General features: G+C 69.2%; 18 protein-coding genes. 13 read left to right on the forward strand and 5 right to left on the reverse strand.

The features are described 5' to 3' along the window. The first annotated feature begins 143 nt into the window (after positions 1 to 143). The 6 genes from ABZ471_RS22210 (at position 144) to ABZ471_RS22235 (ending at position 4,257) form a co-directional block, all read left to right on the forward strand. Positions 144 to 1,352, forward strand: a complete 1,209-nt coding sequence (locus ABZ471_RS22210) for a histidine kinase (protein WP_359068582.1) — start codon at positions 144 to 146, stop codon at positions 1,350 to 1,352. A gap of 13 nt (positions 1,353 to 1,365) precedes the next feature. Continuing rightward, on the forward strand, positions 1,366 to 2,124 hold the full coding sequence (locus ABZ471_RS22215) for a response regulator transcription factor (protein WP_359068508.1): 759 nt from the start codon (positions 1,366 to 1,368) through the stop codon (positions 2,122 to 2,124). 98 nt (positions 2,125 to 2,222) lie between these two features. Next, on the forward strand, positions 2,223 to 2,420 hold the full coding sequence (locus ABZ471_RS22220) for a hypothetical protein (protein ID WP_359068509.1): 198 nt from the start codon (positions 2,223 to 2,225) through the stop codon (positions 2,418 to 2,420). Positions 2,421 to 2,476: 56 nt separating this feature from the next. Beyond that, the gene (locus ABZ471_RS22225; RefSeq protein WP_359068510.1) at positions 2,477 to 3,019 is read left to right on the forward strand and encodes a pilus assembly protein TadG-related protein; all 543 of its coding nucleotides are present in this window, start codon (positions 2,477 to 2,479) and stop codon (positions 3,017 to 3,019) included. A 16-nt stretch (positions 3,020 to 3,035) separates the two neighbouring features. Then, positions 3,036 to 3,620, forward strand: coding sequence for a hypothetical protein (locus ABZ471_RS22230; RefSeq protein WP_359068511.1), 585 nt, complete (start codon positions 3,036 to 3,038; stop codon positions 3,618 to 3,620). 7 nt (positions 3,621 to 3,627) lie between these two features. Next, positions 3,628 to 4,257: an OmpA family protein gene (locus ABZ471_RS22235; RefSeq protein ID WP_359068512.1), complete on the forward strand. Its 630-nt coding sequence runs from the start codon at positions 3,628 to 3,630 to the stop codon at positions 4,255 to 4,257. Positions 4,258 to 4,291: 34 nt separating this feature from the next. On the opposite strand, the gene ABZ471_RS22240 is transcribed toward ABZ471_RS22235, so the two are convergent. Together ABZ471_RS22240 and ABZ471_RS22245 are read right to left on the reverse strand one after the other, a co-directional pair. After that, a complete protein-coding gene (locus ABZ471_RS22240; protein ID WP_359068513.1) occupies positions 4,292 to 4,699 on the reverse strand; it encodes a DUF3224 domain-containing protein in 408 nt (135 codons plus the stop codon). A 49-nt stretch (positions 4,700 to 4,748) separates the two neighbouring features. Beyond that, positions 4,749 to 5,132 carry a DUF192 domain-containing protein gene (locus ABZ471_RS22245; RefSeq protein WP_359068514.1) on the reverse strand — a complete coding sequence of 128 codons (384 nt, stop codon included), beginning with the start codon at positions 5,130 to 5,132 and terminating at the stop codon, positions 4,749 to 4,751. Positions 5,133 to 5,280: 148 nt separating this feature from the next. On the opposite strand from ABZ471_RS22245, the gene ABZ471_RS22250 reads away from it, so the two are divergent. Together ABZ471_RS22250 and ABZ471_RS22255 are read left to right on the forward strand one after the other, a co-directional pair. Next, on the forward strand, positions 5,281 to 6,153 hold the full coding sequence (locus ABZ471_RS22250; RefSeq protein ID WP_359068515.1) for an LLM class flavin-dependent oxidoreductase: 873 nt from the start codon (positions 5,281 to 5,283) through the stop codon (positions 6,151 to 6,153). Positions 6,154 to 6,198: 45 nt separating this feature from the next. Then, positions 6,199 to 6,681, forward strand: a complete 483-nt coding sequence (locus ABZ471_RS22255; protein WP_359068516.1) for a GNAT family protein — start codon at positions 6,199 to 6,201, stop codon at positions 6,679 to 6,681. Between the two features lie 51 nt (positions 6,682 to 6,732). On the opposite strand, the gene ABZ471_RS22260 is transcribed toward ABZ471_RS22255, so the two are convergent. Beyond that, positions 6,733 to 7,254, reverse strand: a complete 522-nt coding sequence (locus ABZ471_RS22260; RefSeq protein ID WP_359068517.1) for a DinB family protein — start codon at positions 7,252 to 7,254, stop codon at positions 6,733 to 6,735. A gap of 52 nt (positions 7,255 to 7,306) precedes the next feature. On the opposite strand from ABZ471_RS22260, the gene ABZ471_RS22265 reads away from it, so the two are divergent. The 5 genes from ABZ471_RS22265 (at position 7,307) to ABZ471_RS22285 (ending at position 13,798) form a co-directional block, all read left to right on the forward strand. Further along, positions 7,307 to 8,119: a class I SAM-dependent methyltransferase gene (locus tag ABZ471_RS22265; protein ID WP_359068518.1), complete on the forward strand. Its 813-nt coding sequence runs from the start codon at positions 7,307 to 7,309 to the stop codon at positions 8,117 to 8,119. Positions 8,120 to 8,755: 636 nt separating this feature from the next. After that, on the forward strand, positions 8,756 to 9,529 hold the full coding sequence (locus tag ABZ471_RS22270) for an isoprenyl transferase (protein WP_359068519.1): 774 nt from the start codon (positions 8,756 to 8,758) through the stop codon (positions 9,527 to 9,529). A 373-nt stretch (positions 9,530 to 9,902) separates the two neighbouring features. Next, entirely contained in the window at positions 9,903 to 11,228 is a 1,326-nt protein-coding gene (locus tag ABZ471_RS22275; protein WP_359068520.1) for a PhoH family protein, read from the forward strand. Positions 11,229 to 11,640: 412 nt separating this feature from the next. Further along, a complete protein-coding gene (locus tag ABZ471_RS22280; RefSeq protein ID WP_359068521.1) occupies positions 11,641 to 12,339 on the forward strand; it encodes a transglycosylase SLT domain-containing protein in 699 nt (232 codons plus the stop codon). Positions 12,340 to 12,481: 142 nt separating this feature from the next. Further along, positions 12,482 to 13,798 (forward strand): AI-2E family transporter, encoded by a 1,317-nt coding sequence (locus tag ABZ471_RS22285; RefSeq protein WP_359068522.1) that lies wholly within the window; start codon positions 12,482 to 12,484, stop codon positions 13,796 to 13,798. A gap of 27 nt (positions 13,799 to 13,825) precedes the next feature. On the opposite strand, the gene ABZ471_RS22290 is transcribed toward ABZ471_RS22285, so the two are convergent. Beyond that, positions 13,826 to 14,359, reverse strand: coding sequence for an alkyl hydroperoxide reductase (locus ABZ471_RS22290; RefSeq protein WP_359068523.1), 534 nt, complete (start codon positions 14,357 to 14,359; stop codon positions 13,826 to 13,828). A gap of 3 nt (positions 14,360 to 14,362) precedes the next feature. After that, a complete protein-coding gene (locus ABZ471_RS22295; protein ID WP_359068524.1) occupies positions 14,363 to 14,917 on the reverse strand; it encodes a peroxiredoxin in 555 nt (184 codons plus the stop codon). Positions 14,918 to 14,958 lie beyond the last annotated feature (41 nt).

Here is a 14,958-nt window from a genome sequence, read left to right on the forward strand (position 1 = left end):
TGCTCGGGCAGTGGCGTCGGAACCGGCCGGCGTCGATGTTCCGGACACGGCGGGGCGGCGACCGCACGACACCGGAGACGACCAAGGACGCCGCCCTCCTCCCCGAGCCCTCCGAGAAGATCCAGATACGGGCCCTGCAGGCGATGTGCCGGCAGGTCTTCGGCTTCCGGCTGGCGATGATCGTCCTGGCCGCCCCCGCGGCCCTGCTCAACGCCGCCCCCGGCCTGGGCGTCCGCCTGGTCGGCGCCGCGGTCGTCGTCACCTTCATGGTGTCCTACGTCCTCTTCCGCGACTGGGAACGCTTCGGCCCCCTCCTGCTGCGCCACCCCAGCCTCCTCGCCGCCGACACCCTCTTCGGCTCCCTCCTCCTCATCTCGGCGGGCCCGGACACCACCCTCGCCTACGTCAGCGTCTGCACCCCGCTGCTGGCGGGCCTGGTCTACAGCTGGCGGGGCGCGGCCTGCTTCGCCTCCCTGCAGTCCCTGATCCTGCTCCTCGTCCACGCCACGCTGAAGCCCGACGGTCAGGCGGGCGTGGCCGAGTCGCTCCTCCTGCCCGGCCTGTGCGTCATCTCCGGCGCGATGGGCTCGACCCTGCGCAACCTGATGCTCCGCTTCGGCGCGGCCACCCAGGCGCTGACGGCGGTGCAGGCCCGTCTGGCGGCGACGGAGGCGGTGCACGCGGAACGGGCACGTCTGGCCCGCGAGATGCACGACTCGGTGGCCAAGACCCTCTACGGCGTGGCCCTGGCGGCCGACGGCCTGGCGGCCACGGCGTCGGCCGACGCCCCCGACCCGGCCCGCATCCGGCAGCAGGCGGAACTGGTGTCCCGCTCGGCCCGCAGAGCGGCGGCGGAGTCCAGGGAACTGCTGACGGACCTGCGCCAGGAGGACGCCTCGGCCGCGCCGAGGGATCTCTGGACCGAACTGGACGCTCGCACAGCGGACTTCACCACCCGCACGGGCCTACGGGCGGTGTGCCGGCAGGTGGGTGGCGTCCCCCTCCCACCCATTCCCCCGCCCCTCGCCCGAGACCTCCTCGCCATCGCCACGGAGGCGCTGGAGAACGCCCATCGCCACGCGTCCGCGACCCGGGTGGAAGTGACCGCGGGGATCGACGGCGACCTGCTCCGCCTGACGATCCACGACGACGGCCGGGGCCTGCCTCCCGGCACCACCCTCGAACACCTCCGTCACTCCGGCCACTTCGGCCTGCTGGGCATGGTCGAACGAGCGGCCTCGACCGGGGCCCGCATCCGGATCGGACGGGGCGAGCACGAGCGGGGTACGGAGGTCCGGGTGGAGTTGCCGCTGCGGGCCTTGGCAAGCGACGTCACGTCCCAGGAAACCTGAGAGGAGGCACCCGATGATGCAGTACCGGAACCGCGGCCAGGACTTCCCGGCGCCCACGGCCACCGCGCCCCTGCGCCTCGTGGTGGCCGACGACAACCCCGTGATCCGCGCAGGCCTCACGGCCCTCCTCTGCGACCGTGCGGACACCACGGTGGTGGCGGAGGCGGCGGACGGCCGCGAGGCGTACGAGGCGGCACTGCTCCACCGGCCCGATGTCATCCTCCTCGACGTCCGCATGCCCGGAGTCGACGGAATCTCGGCGTTGCCCCACCTGGTCCCGCTGGCCCCCGTCATGATGCTCACCTACAGCCACGAGACCGAGACGGTCCAGGAGGCGCTGCGGCTGGGGGCGGGGGGCTATCTCGTGCACGGGGAGTTCACGACGGAGCAGCTGGTGAGGGCGGTACGGGATGTCCGGGAGGGCCGGCCGCATGTCACTCCCGGGGCGGCGCAGGCGTTGCTGACCCATCTCCATCCAAGTGCACCTGCACACACGGTTCCGGAACTCCCCGCTCCCTTAGGGAAAATTCCATCTCAAAACCTTTCGCGATTGCAATCTGATGTGGGACAGTCGTTCCGGTCGCGGTTCCAACTCAGCACCAGGGAGGCGGAGATCATGGACCTCATCGCATCCGGCATGACCAACCAGCAGATCGCCGCCACCTGCTTCATCAGCGAGAAGACGGTCAAGAACCACATCAACCGCATCTTCGCCAAGCTCCACAGCACGACCAGGTCGCAGGCGGCTGCGAAGTGGTTGGGGGTGGCGTGAGATGGATTGGGTCCGGGGTTGGGTCCTGGGGCCCTCTCGCGGGTGCTGTGCCCCGGCATACGTTTTCCGGATCGGAGGCGAACCCGGAGGGGACCACCATGAGCAACTGGTTCAACACCACCGTCGCGTATCTGCAGGCCCGTGTTGCTCGCAGCGACAAGGGGCAGACTGCGGTGGAGTACCTCGGCATCATCGCGGTGGTTGTGGCGATCGTGTTGGCGATCACGGGCACGAGCATCGGTCAGTCGATCTACGATGCGATCACGCAGAAGATCGCCGAAGTCACCGGCGGCTAGTCCGCCCCGATCGGTATCTCGACGCAGGGCAGGCCTTCCCCATCTACATCACGGTGGTGGCAGGTCTGCTCTTTCTTGCGTTGGCCTACCTCGCCGTGGGGCAAGCCGCAGTCAATCGGGGCGGTGCTCAGACGGCAGCTGATGCTGCGGCCCTCGCAGCGGCACAGAACAGGCGCGACCAACTCGCTGCGAAGTGGGTGAAGGACGTTCTGGACCCGACCAAGTGGCAGGACGATTTCGACGGCAAGGTGCCGTTCGGACCATCGTGCTGGCGCGCCGACCAACTCGCAGCCCAGAACAACGCCCGAGCGCAGTGCGACTCGCCGGAGCCACTCACGTTCACGGTCAAGGCCACGACCGACAAGTCCGTCGGTCACTCCGTCGTTCCTGGAACCGAGAACTACCACTCGACGGCGTCCGCCCGGGCTGTGATCGAGCCCCTGTGTACGTTCGAACTGCCTGGCGAGGATGCGGGGAACAACGCGCTGCCGCGGCTCACCTGCAAAGCCCGGGACTGGGATCTGAACCCGGACGACCTCACTGACCTCCCCGGGCCCGAGGATCTTTTCGACGTCCACCTGGCTGACCGACAAGCGTAAAGAAGGAAGCAGAACCATGAGCATTCGGTTCACTGGGAAGGCCACCAGGGGGATGGTCGCGTTGACTGCTGTGGCTGGTCTGGCTCTCGGCGTGGCCGGCTGTGGCGGTGGCGGTGGCGATGACGCCAAGAAACCGGACCGCACGGCATCCGCCTCCACCTCCGGTGGATCGAATCCGAGTACCCAAGAGGGGAAGTCGGACAATCCGTTGGCCGAATTGAAGGGCTCTGACGGCCTGCTTCTTCAGATCACCTCCGCTCAACGTGATGCCGGCGGATTCGTCACCGTGAACGGCAATCTGAAAAACGATGGCGCCAACAGCGTCGTCATCCCCTCTGCCCTCAGCGGTAACGAAACCGAGATCATCAGGAACGGCAGGTCCCTCGGAGGTGCCACGCTGGTCGATCCCCAGGGGAAGAAGCGGTACTACGTCCTGCGTGACACGGAGGGGCGCCCACTGACCACCACCGGCTTCTCGACGCTCAAGGCCGGAGAGAACCTGGCGGTCTTCATGCAGTTCCCGGCACCTCCGGTGAACATCTCCGAGGTGGAGTTCCAATTGCCGACGTTCTCGGCCGCCACCATCAAAATCTCAGGGTGAGGCCAAAGTGACCACCACACCCCGTCTCACCCTCACCCTCGCCCTCACCACCGCAGCCCTCCTCGCCGCCACCAACCTCACCCTCGCCCACGCCGACGACACGGACCCCAGCGAACCCCCGGGTACGGAACCCACGGCCACCGCCCCGGTGAAGCTCGACCCCACCGACCCGGACCTCAAGCTGCCCGAGGGCGCCACCCTCGCCCAGCCCAAGGTGCTGGACATCAAGTCGGTCGTGGAAGACCAGAGTGGGGACGAGCGCCGTGAGGACACCAACGCCGACGTCACCTTCGCCCTCCAGGCCGAAGTCCTCTTCAGCAAGGACAGCGCCAAGCTCGGCGAGGAGGCCAAGGCTCGCATCGCGACGATCGCGGACGAGATCAAGAAGCAGAACGGGACCCAGGTCCGCGTCTTCGGCTTCACGGACAACCTAGGGACCTCCGCGCACGGCGACGTCCTGTCCAAGCAGCGCGCCAACGCCGTACAGGCCGTCCTGGACCAGGACCTGAACGACCCGAACGTCACCTTCGACGTGCGCGGCTACGGCGAGCAGTACCCGATCGCCGACAACTCCACCGAGGCCGGCAGGAAGAAGAACCGACGGGTCGAGGTCTCCTTCCCACGCACCGGGCAGTGAAGTGGGGAGTAGGAAGTAAGGAGCAGGGAGCCGGCTACTCGTCCAGCTCGTAGTCGAACCAGATCCGATGGGTGCCGTCCGCGTCGACCCCCAGGCCGCCGGCCCCTCGGATCCCGGCCAGCGCCCCCGTCCCGCTCCCCGGCACGATGACGAAGAACTCGGACTCGCGGCCTTCCCCGAGGGTCGTGGCCGAGTGGGCGAAGTTGAAGGAACCCTGCACGCCGTGGAGGGCCCCCTCGAAGGACTCCATGGCGACATACGTACCCGTGCCACTGCCCTGGTCGTACGCCGCCGTGAACAGCGTCGCCGACACCCCGCCGACCTCCCCCTCGTACCGCTTCCGCATCGTGGCCACCCCGACGGGCACCGCCGTCTCGACCACCGGCCCCGAAACCTCCGCCGGGGTGAACTCCGCAACCGTGAACGTCCCAGATGCTCGCATGCCCGGATGCTATGCGGCCCCACTGACAACAGCCCCGAGCCGACGGCCCTCACTCCGTACCGGCGGTGTCCGGTTCGACACGGACGACCGACCCCACTGCCAGCCCCCACCCCGCCATCGCCCCGGCCTCCGCCTCCAGCACATGTCGCGCCCGCAGCCTCGGCCGCCCGAGCCGGCCCGGCCTCATGGTCCGTACGGCGACGACCCGTAGCCGACGGTCGAGATAGGCGACGTCGATCGGTATCCGCATGCGGAAGGTGTGCACCCCGCTCGCCGGCGACAACAGCATCAGCCCGTCGACCGAGTCACGCCCCAGCAGCCCTTCCGTCCGGGCGCGATACGAGGTCGCGATCTCCAGGGGCAGCGGGTCCGACGTCCCGTCCGCCCGCCGCACGACCAGCTTCCCCCGGCCGTCCCGCCACCGCCACCGCATGCCCGCCGCCACCTCCGCCCGCCACGTCGCGCGGCGCGCGGCACTCTGCCGCGCGCGTACGAGCCGACCGTACCCGCCACCGCCGCCACTGATCCGCCCCGCCGGTAATGGAGTTGTGGCCGTCCCGGTCGGTGGATAGGAAGGATTCATGACTGGACTAGGCATGGTGTTCCGACCCCAACTTCCTCCCGAGCGGCTTCGCGAGGTGGCCCGGATCGCGGATGACACAGGGCTCGAGGAACTCTGGCTGTGGGAGGACTGTTTCCTGGAGGGCGGGGTGTCCACGGCTGCCGCCGCACTTGCCTGGACCGAGCGGGTCCGGGTAGGCATCGGGCTGCTGCCCGTACCGCTGCGGAACGTGGCGGTCACCGCCATGGAGGCCGCCTCGCTGGAGCGCATGTTCCCGGGCCGGGCCATCCTGACCGTGGGGCACGGGGTGCAGGACTGGATGGGGCAGGTCGGCGCACGGGCCGCCTCGCCCCTCACCCTGCTGGGCGAGCACCTGGACGCCCTGCGCGCCCTGCTGCGCGGGGAGCGGGTCAGCGTGAGCGGGCGGTACGTGCGGCTGGACGACGTCGGCCTCGACTGGCCGCCGGTGCGACCGCTCGACGTGCTCGCCGGCGCGACCGGACCCCGAACGCTCAGCCTCTCCGGAGCCAAGGCGGACGGCACCCTGCTCACCGCCTCCACCTCGCCGGACGGGGTGCGGCAGGCCCGGCGGATCATCGACGAGGCGCGGCGGGAGGCGGGGCGCGGCGAACCGCACAGGATCGTCGTCTATCTTCTTGCCGCCACCGGGCCCGACGCCTCTGCACGGCTGCACACCGAACTCGTCGCCGAGGGGCTGGAGTCGGTCCCGGATCTCGGTGTCGCGGGGGACGCGGGCGCCGTGGCCAAGGCGGTGCAGCGGATGGCCGAGGCCGGCGCCGACACCGTCGTCCTGCAGCCGACGGCGGACGAACCCGACCCGGAGGGCTTCGTGCGCTTCGTGGCGGAGCAGGTCCGGCCCCTGGTGTCGTAGAGAGACCGGGAGGCGTTGTCAGTGGGGGCTGCCACACTGCGACGCATGACCGACGAACACAGCGATGTGCGTCTGAGGGACGTCACGGACGACGACCTCCTCCTCTTCCATGCGTACGAGCACGACCCGGAAGCCGTCCGGCGGTCGAGGTTCACCCCCCGGCCGAAGGACGCCTTCCTCAAGCACTGGCGAGAGCGCGTGCTCGGCGATCCGGACTGCCTCGTGCGCACGGTCACCGTCGACGGCGAGGCCGCCGGGAGCGTCGTCTCCTGGACGGAGGACGGACGGCGCTTCGTCGGCTACTGGCTCGGGCGGCCGTACTGGGCCCGCGGTGTCGGCACCCGGGCCCTCGGCCTCTTCCTGGAGCTGGAGCGGGTACGGCCCCTGTACGCGGACCCCTTCTCCGGCAACACCGCCTCCGTCCGCCTCCTGGAGAGACACGGCTTCGAACCCACCGGCAGGGTCCGGCACGGGGAGGACGAACACCTCATGCTCGTCCTCGGACAGCCCCCTGAGAATCGCCGGTGACGGCTACGGCAGCCGCCACCGGCGAGGGCACCTCCCACACCGCCGACCGGATCAGCCCTTCCCCGCCTCCACAACCGGGCGATAGTCCCCCGTAGTCCCGTCGATCAGCTCTCGCAGGATGTCCATGTGGCCGGCGTGGCGGGCCGTTTCCTCGATCATGTGGACGAGGGTCCAGCGCAGGGAGACGGTGTGGTCCCGCCAGGTGGGGCGGCCGGGTGCGTCCAGGGGCAGCTCGGTGATCGTGCGGTCGGCGGCGGCGCGGGCACGGCCGTAGAAGGCGATGATCTGCTCGGTCGTCTCGTCGGGGGACACGGTCATGTCCTCGCTCTCGTACGGGTCGAACCAGAAGGGTTCCGGCTCGCGTCCGAACGTCTCCACGAACCAGCCGTACTCGACCGAGGCCAGATGCTTGACCAGGCCGAGCAGGGTCGTCCCGGTCGGGGTCATCGGCCGACGCAGCTGCTCCTCGTCGAGTCCGTCCAGCTTCCAGAGCACGGCGTCCCGGTGCCGGTCCAGACTCGCGTGCAAGATGTCCTTCTCTCCGGCGGTGTAGCCGGCGGCAGAGGTAGTCATGGGCGCGGAAATTAGCAGGACCCGCCGACAACCCCCGGCGACCATGGCCTTCATGGCAGAGAACTCCTCTTCGGACCCCTCCTCGAAGAACCCCTCCTTCGAAGTGCTCGTCGCCGAGGGCGTCGCCGTGCCCACCGAGGGGTGGGACTTCTCCTGGTTCGAGGGGCGGGCCACCGAGGCGCGGCCCTCCTGGGGATACGCCCGGTCGGCGGGGGAGCGGCTGGCCCGGGCCGGGGCCGCGCTCGACATCCAGACCGGGGGCGGGGAGGTGCTCGACTTCGCCCTGGGCCGGGCCGAGCCGGACCGCCCGGTGCTGGTCGCGGCCACGGAGGGGTGGCCGCCGAACGTCGCCGGAGCGACCGCGCTGCTGCGGCCGCGCGGGGTCGTGGTCGTCGCCGCGCCGGACGACGCGCCGCTTCCGTTCGCCGACGAGGCCTTCGACCTGGTGCTCAGCCGGCACCCGGTGCGGCCGCACTGGGAGGAGATCGCGAGGGTGCTGCGGCCGGGCGGTACGTACTTCGCCCAGCATGTAGGGCCCGCCAGTGTGTTCGAGCTGGTCGAGTACTTCCTCGGACCCCAGCCGGACGCCGTGCGCAGCGGTCGTGACCCCGAGCGGGAGCGGAAGGATGCGGAGTCGGCGGGGCTGGAGGTCATGGACCTGCGGGCGGAGCGGCTGCGGATGGAGTTCCATGACATCGCGGCCGTCGTGCACTTCCTGCGCAAGGTGGTCTGGATGGTTCCCGGCTTCACGGCCGAGGCGTACGCACCCCGACTGCGCGCCCTGCACGAGCGGATCGAGAAGGAGGGGCCGTTCGTCGCGCACAGCGCCCGGCATCTCTTCGACGTCCGGAAGCCGACCCATTGACGAACCGGACAGAGGGCGCATTCCGTCGCTCGGTTCACCCAGCTTTTTCGCGGGGTTTCCGCATCGTTATCGACAGCGGTTCACATCCGCCCCAGCCGTCACGTAGGTTCAGACCAAGGTAATTCGCGTCGGCAAAGCTGCGCGGGCGGCACCGCGCAGTGGAGGGGGCTGCGCGGTGCTGCGAAACCCCGGGAATCTCGAAGCGGAATCGTCAAGTCATCGTTCGCCGGCCGAGTAGCCCGTCGGAGGGACCCCCGACAACTCGCCGACCGGTCACCAAGACGGCCCAAACCCTCTTGATCTCTCCGTATGGGGCCGGATTCCCTGGGAATCCGCTGTGAATCAGCCATGAGAGAGCCCTGAATCCATCATTCCGCGCACACCGGGGCGTTGCCGGGCGATTTCGGAGAGTAGTTGTACCGCGCCGATGCACGCACCATCCCTTACGAAGGGTTATGGTGGAAACCCCCCCTCGGGCCGGTCCGTCTCCCCCCCACGGACCGGCCCGTTTTTTCGTCCAGATCATCCGGGAACTCCACCACGCGAGCCCGAAAACCCCGAGCCCCGATCAACCCGGCCGCGGGGGTAGGCTCGGCCCCGCGGTGACCGTACCCGCGCTCAATCCCGGAGGGCTCTGTGAACCTGCGCGACACGCTGCGCAGCCTGCTCGTCAGGCTCTACGCACGCCGGGTGGAAGGCCACCTGGACCACGCTCAGGTGCCCAAGCACATCGGCGTCATCATGGACGGCAACCGCCGCTGGGCGAAGGCCGCCGGCTCCACCACGGTCCACGGCCACCGGGCCGGCGCCGAGAAGATCGAGGAGTTCCTCGGCTGGTGCACCGAGACCGACGTCGAGGTCGTCACCCTGTGGCTGCTGTCCACGGACAACTTCGACCGCCCGCAGGAGGAACTGGGTCCTCTGCTCGGCATCATCGAGGACGTCGTCCGCACCCTCGCCGCCGACGGCCGCTGGCGGGTGCACCATGTCGGCACCCCCGACCTGCTGCCGGCCGGGATGCAGCACACCCTCAAGGAGGCCGAGGAGACCACCGCCCACGTCGACGGCATAGTCGTCAACGTGGCCATCGGCTACGGCGGCCGCCAGGAGATCGCCGACGCCGTGCGCTCCATGCTCCTCGACGCCCAGGACCGGGGCGTGTCGTTGGAACAGCTCGCGGAGTCCGTCGACACCGACACGATCGGCCGTCACCTCTACACCGGTGACCAGCCCTACCCGGACCTGGTGATCCGCACCAGCGGCGAACAGCGGTTGTCCGGATTCATGCTGTGGCAGACGGCCCACTCCGAGTACTACTTCTGCGAGGTCTTCTGGCCGGCCTTCCGCAAGGTCGACTTCCTGCGTGCGCTGCGCGACTACGCCGCACGCCACCGCCGTTACGGCGGCTGAGCCCCCCCGGACGCCCCGTCGGCCACTCACGCGACGGGGCGTTCCGTATATCCCTGTTGGGGCGGAAGTAACAAGGAGTTCACCGGCGCGCTGTTGGCTGCTTCTGCATGGCGGCGCATGTTCGAGGGCATAAGCCAAACAGGTCGACGCCCGAACCCCGGGCGTCGTATCTCAGCGGGCGGCACGGGGCCGTCCGCCCGGGAGGCCCTTTGCACCAGTCCGACCGTGCGGTCACTGCACGGAAGCAGCCGCGGAGGTCCGGTGTCCGGCCCGCCCTGCGTGGGGGCCTGGGACCGGCCGCAATGCTCCCACCCTCCCGGCCCGGCTTCCACTTCGTCGCTCCCCGACCTCATCCGAGGGGGTACGTCCTTCCGTGGTGACCAGCACAAAGCGCCATAAGCCAGACCGGCGCACGTATGTTCTCGACACCAGCGTCCTGCTGGCCGACCCGAACGCCCTGACCCGCTTCGACGAGCACGAGGTCGTGCTCCCCATCGTCGTGGTCACGGAACTGGAGGCCAAACGGCACCATCCCGAACTCGGCTACTTCGCCCGCCAGGCCCTGCGCCTGCTGGACGACTACCGGGTGAAGCATGGTCGCCTCGACGCCCCCATCCCGATCGGGGAGCTGGGCGGGACCGTCCGCGTCGAGCTCAACCACTCGGACCCCAGCGTTCTGCCGACCGGCTACCGCCTGGGGGACAACGACTCCCGCATCCTCGCGGTGGCCCGCAATCTGCAGGCCGAGGGCTTCGACGTCACCGTCGTGTCGAAGGACCTGCCCCTGAGGATCAAGGCGTCCTCCGTCGGCCTGCTGGCCGAGGAGTACCGCGCCGAACTCGCCATCACGGGGAACTCCGGCTGGACCGGAATGTCCGAACTGACCCTCCCCGGCGAGCAGGTGGACATCCTCTTCGAGGAAGGTCATGTGTACGTCCCGGAGGCCACCGACCTCCCGGTGCACACGGGCCTGACCATCCAGTCCGAGCGCGGCAAGGCGCTCGGCCGCATCACCGCCGAGGGCAACGTCCGCCTGGTGCGCGGAGACCGGGAGGCGTTCGGTATCAAGGGCCGTAGCGCCGAGCAGCGCATCGCGCTCGACCTGCTGCTCGACCCGGACGTCGGGATCGTCTCGATGGGCGGCCGGGCCGGCACCGGAAAGTCCGCGCTCGCGCTGTGCGCGGGCCTGGAGGCGGTCCTGGAGCGCCGCCAGCACCAGAAGGTGATGGTCTTCCGGCCGCTGTACGCGGTCGGCGGGCAGGAGCTGGGCTATCTGCCGGGCAGCGAGTCCGAGAAGATGAGCCCCTGGGCGCAGGCCGTCTTCGACACGCTCTCCGCGGTCACCAGCCGCGACGTCATCGAGGAGGTCACCGCGCGCGGCATGCTGGAGGTCCTGCCCCTGACCCACATCCGGGGCCGCTCCCTGCACGACGCGTTCGTGATCGTCGACGAGGCGCAGTCGCTGGAACGGAACGTCCTGCTGACCGTTCTGTCCCGAATCGGTGCGAACTCCCGGGTCGTTCTGACTCATGACGTGGCACAGCGGGACAATCTGCGCGTGGGGCGCTACGACGGTGTGGTCGCCGTCGTGGAGAAGTTGAAGGGGCATCCGCTCTTCGCGCATGTCACGCTGACGCGTTCCGAGAGGTCCCAGATTGCAGCACTTGTGACCGAAATGCTGGAGGACGGCCACATCTGACGCACATCTGACGTGTGCCCGAAGTTCGTTGGCGCCGTCCGGCAAAGGCCAAGAGCCTAGCCGGGCGGCGCCTTCGCGTGTGGCGGTTTCCTGAAATCCCCAGGGGCAAACGAGATGTGAGCTTTCACACGCAACACAGAATTGCCACGCGCAGTCGGGTTACGGCAGAGTCTCACTCCTGTCAGGCCCCGCATACGACACACCTGTACCCCCAGCGGTACGGCACCACAGAAGCACCACCTTCAACTCCATAGACTCGTCGTATGTCGCCCGAGCACCACGCGGCGCTCCCCTCGCGGGAGTTGCCCACCGGGCCCGCGCCTCCCGTGACCCCGCAGTTGGGAGGCCAGTGCCAGGGGCACGATTGCGTCCGCCAGGGTCACCGAAGCGGGCGATGCTGGAAGGAAACCGTGTGAGCCGGATTTCGGTCCGGGGATTCGCAGTGGTCTCGGCCACCGCGGTCACCGCCGTCGGAAGCGTCGTCGGAGTTGCCTCGGGCAGCGTCGCGCAGAACAACAACGACGCTGAGGCGACGGCTGCCGACACCACGCTCCTCGCGGACATACCCGCGGGTCAGCAGGCCCAGGTGCAGACCGCGTCCCTGACGCAGCAGGCCGACGCACAGGCCATCGCGGCGGACGCGAGCGCCAAGAAGGACGCCGAAGCCGCCGCCCGTAAGGCCGCCGCCGAGACCGCGGTCGCCAAGAAGGACGCCGCGGAGAAGGCCGCCAAGGAAGCCAAGGAGCGCATCGAGGCGAAGGCCGCGGCCAGCCGCGACGCCGCCCGTGACTCCTCCAGCTTCCCCGTGCAGAGCAGCTACTCCGTCGCGCAGATCCAGGCGATGGCGCGCCAGATGGTGGCGAGTGGCCAGTTCCAGTGCTTCAGCAACATCGTGGACCACGAGTCCAGCTGGAACTACCATGCGACCAACGCTTCCTCCGGTGCCTACGGCCTCTTCCAGGCCCTGCCCGCCGGCAAGTACGCGTCCGCTGGCTCCGACTGGCAGACGAACCCGGCCACCCAGATCAAGTGGGGCCTCAACTACATGAACAGCCGCTACGGCAGCCCCTGTGAGGCCTGGTCGTTCTGGCAGGCCAACCACTGGTACTAGGCCGCCCCGGCGTTCCCGCTCAACCCGCGCAGCCCCTCCCCCGTCCTAGGGGGAGGGGCTGTCGCCCTGTACGGTCGTACGCGAACGACTCCAGGGGGGAGTGGTGGCGGACACCCGGGGACGCGGGGGAAGAGGACGGATCATGTCGCGAGTGCCAGGGTGGCTCGGCCGGGTCGGCGCCGGGCTGACCGAGATGAGCGAACGCCTGGACGAGCGCCGTGCGGAGGTGGAGAAGGAGACCGCACCCGAACCGGCCGTCCCCGCCCAGCCCGCCGCCCCGGTACCGCCGCCCGCCCCCCGGCCCCCCGTACCGGCCGGTCCCCGTCCCGACCCCGCCGAGGCCGTGCCCTGGGGTGTGCGCGTCGCGGCCGAGGCCGGCTGGCGCCTGCTGGTCCTCGCCGGCACCGTGTGGGTCCTCATGCGGGTCATCAGCGCCGTGCAGCTGGTGGTCTTCGCCTTCGTCATCGCGCTGCTGATCACCGCGCTGCTCCAGCCGACGGTCGCCCGGCTCAGGCGTCGTGGGGTGCCGCGCGGCCCGGCCACCGCGATGACCGCCATCCTCGGCTTCGTCGTCATGGGCCTGATGGGCTGGTTCGTGACCTGGCAGGTCATGGAGAACATCGACACGCTCTCCAACCAGATCCAGAGCGGCATCGACGACCTGCGCAACTGGCTGCTGAAGAGCCCCTTCCACGTCACCGACAAGCAGATCAACCAGATCGCCAAGAACCTCCGTGAGGCGATCGGCGCCAACGCCGACCAGATAACGTCGGCCGGCCTGGAGGGCGTCCAGGTCATCGTCGAGGCCCTGACCGGCATCCTGCTGGTGTTCTTCTCGACGCTGTTCCTGCTCTACGACGGTGAGCGCATCTGGCAGTGGTTCCTGAAGCTGGTGCCCGCCGCGGCCCGCCCCGGTGTGGCCGGTGCCGGCCCGCGCGCCTGGCGCACCCTGACGGCCTACGTCCGGGGCACGGTCCTGGTCGCCCTCATCGACGCCATCTTCATCGGCATGGGCATCTACTTCCTGGACGTGCCGATGGCCGTCCCGCTGGCCGTCTTCATCTTCCTGTTCTCCTTCATCCCCCTGGTCGGCGCGGTCGCCTCCGGCGCACTGGCGGTGATCGTGGCGCTGGTGACCCAGGGCGTCTTCACGGCCGTGATGACCCTGATCGTGGTCCTCGCCGTCCAGCAGATCGAGGGCCACGTCCTGCAGCCGTTCATCCTCGGCCGCGCGGTCCGCGTCCACCCGCTCGCCGTGGTCCTCACGGTGGCCGCCGGCGCCATGGTGGCGGGTATCGGCGGCGCGGTGGTGGCCGTACCGCTGGTGGCGGTGACGAACACGGTGGTCGGGTATCTGCGGCAGCACTCACTGGAAGTGCAGAGCCGGCAGGCCCCGCAGGGAGAGCCTGCGGCAGAGGCTGTCCTGGAGACAGCGGAAGACCCCGCCCACCAAGTGTGAGCGGGGTCCCGGGAAAGCGCGGCCGGACTACTCGGCGAGCACCGCTTCCGCTTCCAGCGTGACGCCGACCGCCTGCACCACAGAGGCGATCTTGAAGGCCTCCTGGACGACCTCACGGTCGACCCCGGCCTTGCGCAGCACCTGCTCGTGCGAGTCCAGGCACAGCCCGCAGCCGTTGATCGCGGAGACCGCGAACGACCACAGCTCGAAGTCGACCTTCTCGACACCGGGGTTGCCGATGACGTTCATCCGCAGGCCGGCGCGCAGGGTGCCGTACTCGTGGTCGGACAGCAGGTGCCGGGTGCGGTAGAAGACGTTGTTCATCGCCATGACGGCGGCCGCGGACTTCGCCGCGGTGTACGCCTCCGGCGACAGGTTCGCCTTGGCCTCCGGCTCCAGCTCGCGCAGCACGATCGGGGAACGGGAGGCGATGGCGGTCGCCAGCACCGTGCCCCACAGCTGCTGGGCCGGCAGGTCGGAGTTGCCGATGACCGAACCCAGGTTGAGCTTCAGGTCCTTGGCGTAGTCCGGGACGCGGGACTTCAGCGAGTCGAGCGACATGGGTCACTCACCGGCCAGCAGCGCGACCGGGTCGAGGGTCTCGTCGCCCTTGGACCAGTTGCAGGGGCACAGCTCGTCGGTCTGCAGGGCGTCCAGGACCCGCAGGACCTCCTTGGGGTTACGGCCGACGGAGCCGGCGGTCACCATGGAGAACTGGATCTCGTTGTTCTGGTCGACGATGAAGACGGCACGCTTGGCGAAGCCGTCCTCGCCCTCGATGCCCAGGTCGCGCATCAGCTCGTGCTTGGAGTCGGCCATCATCGGGAACGGCAGGTCGCGCAGGTCGTCGTGGTCCTTGCGCCATGCGTGGTGGACGAACTCGGAGTCGCCGGAGAAGCCGAGGACCTGCGCGTCACGGTCGGCGAACTCGTCGTTCAGCTTGCCGAACGCGGCGATCTCCGTCGGGCACACGAAGGTGAAGTCCTTCGGCCAGGCGAAGACGATCTTCCACTTGCCCTCGTAGGTCTTGTGGTTGATCGTCTCGAACTCCGCGCCCTTCTCCAGCGAGACGCAGGCGGCCAGTTCGAACTCGGGGAACTTGTCACCGACAGTGAGCACACGCTCTCCTTGCAGCGAAGAAACACCCCTTTTGAGGATGT

The sequence above is a fragment of the Streptomyces sp. NPDC005728 genome (genome assembly GCF_040630895.1).
Lineage (GTDB): Bacteria > Actinomycetota > Actinomycetes > Streptomycetales > Streptomycetaceae > Streptomyces.

Excerpts from the sequence above, each read along its gene's own strand:
- ABZ471_RS22210 (WP_359068582.1), top strand. The coding sequence starts at position 144 with ATGTGCCGGCAGGTCTTCGGCTTCCGGCTGGCGATGATCGTCCTGGCC.
- ABZ471_RS22215 (WP_359068508.1), top strand. The coding sequence starts at position 1,366 with ATGATGCAGTACCGGAACCGCGGCCAGGACTTCCCGGCGCCCACGGCC.
- ABZ471_RS22220 (WP_359068509.1), top strand. The coding sequence starts at position 2,223 with ATGAGCAACTGGTTCAACACCACCGTCGCGTATCTGCAGGCCCGTGTT.
- ABZ471_RS22230 (WP_359068511.1), top strand. The coding sequence starts at position 3,036 with ATGAGCATTCGGTTCACTGGGAAGGCCACCAGGGGGATGGTCGCGTTG.
- ABZ471_RS22240 (WP_359068513.1), bottom strand. The coding sequence starts at position 4,699 with ATGCGAGCATCTGGGACGTTCACGGTTGCGGAGTTCACCCCGGCGGAG.
- ABZ471_RS22245 (WP_359068514.1), bottom strand. The coding sequence starts at position 5,132 with ATGCGGTGGCGGTGGCGGGACGGCCGGGGGAAGCTGGTCGTGCGGCGG.
- ABZ471_RS22250 (WP_359068515.1), top strand. The coding sequence starts at position 5,281 with ATGACTGGACTAGGCATGGTGTTCCGACCCCAACTTCCTCCCGAGCGG.
- ABZ471_RS22255 (WP_359068516.1), top strand. The coding sequence starts at position 6,199 with ATGACCGACGAACACAGCGATGTGCGTCTGAGGGACGTCACGGACGAC.
- ABZ471_RS22260 (WP_359068517.1), bottom strand. The coding sequence starts at position 7,254 with ATGACTACCTCTGCCGCCGGCTACACCGCCGGAGAGAAGGACATCTTG.
- ABZ471_RS22265 (WP_359068518.1), top strand. The coding sequence starts at position 7,307 with ATGGCAGAGAACTCCTCTTCGGACCCCTCCTCGAAGAACCCCTCCTTC.
- ABZ471_RS22285 (WP_359068522.1), top strand. The coding sequence starts at position 12,482 with ATGTCGCGAGTGCCAGGGTGGCTCGGCCGGGTCGGCGCCGGGCTGACC.
- ABZ471_RS22290 (WP_359068523.1), bottom strand. The coding sequence starts at position 14,359 with ATGTCGCTCGACTCGCTGAAGTCCCGCGTCCCGGACTACGCCAAGGAC.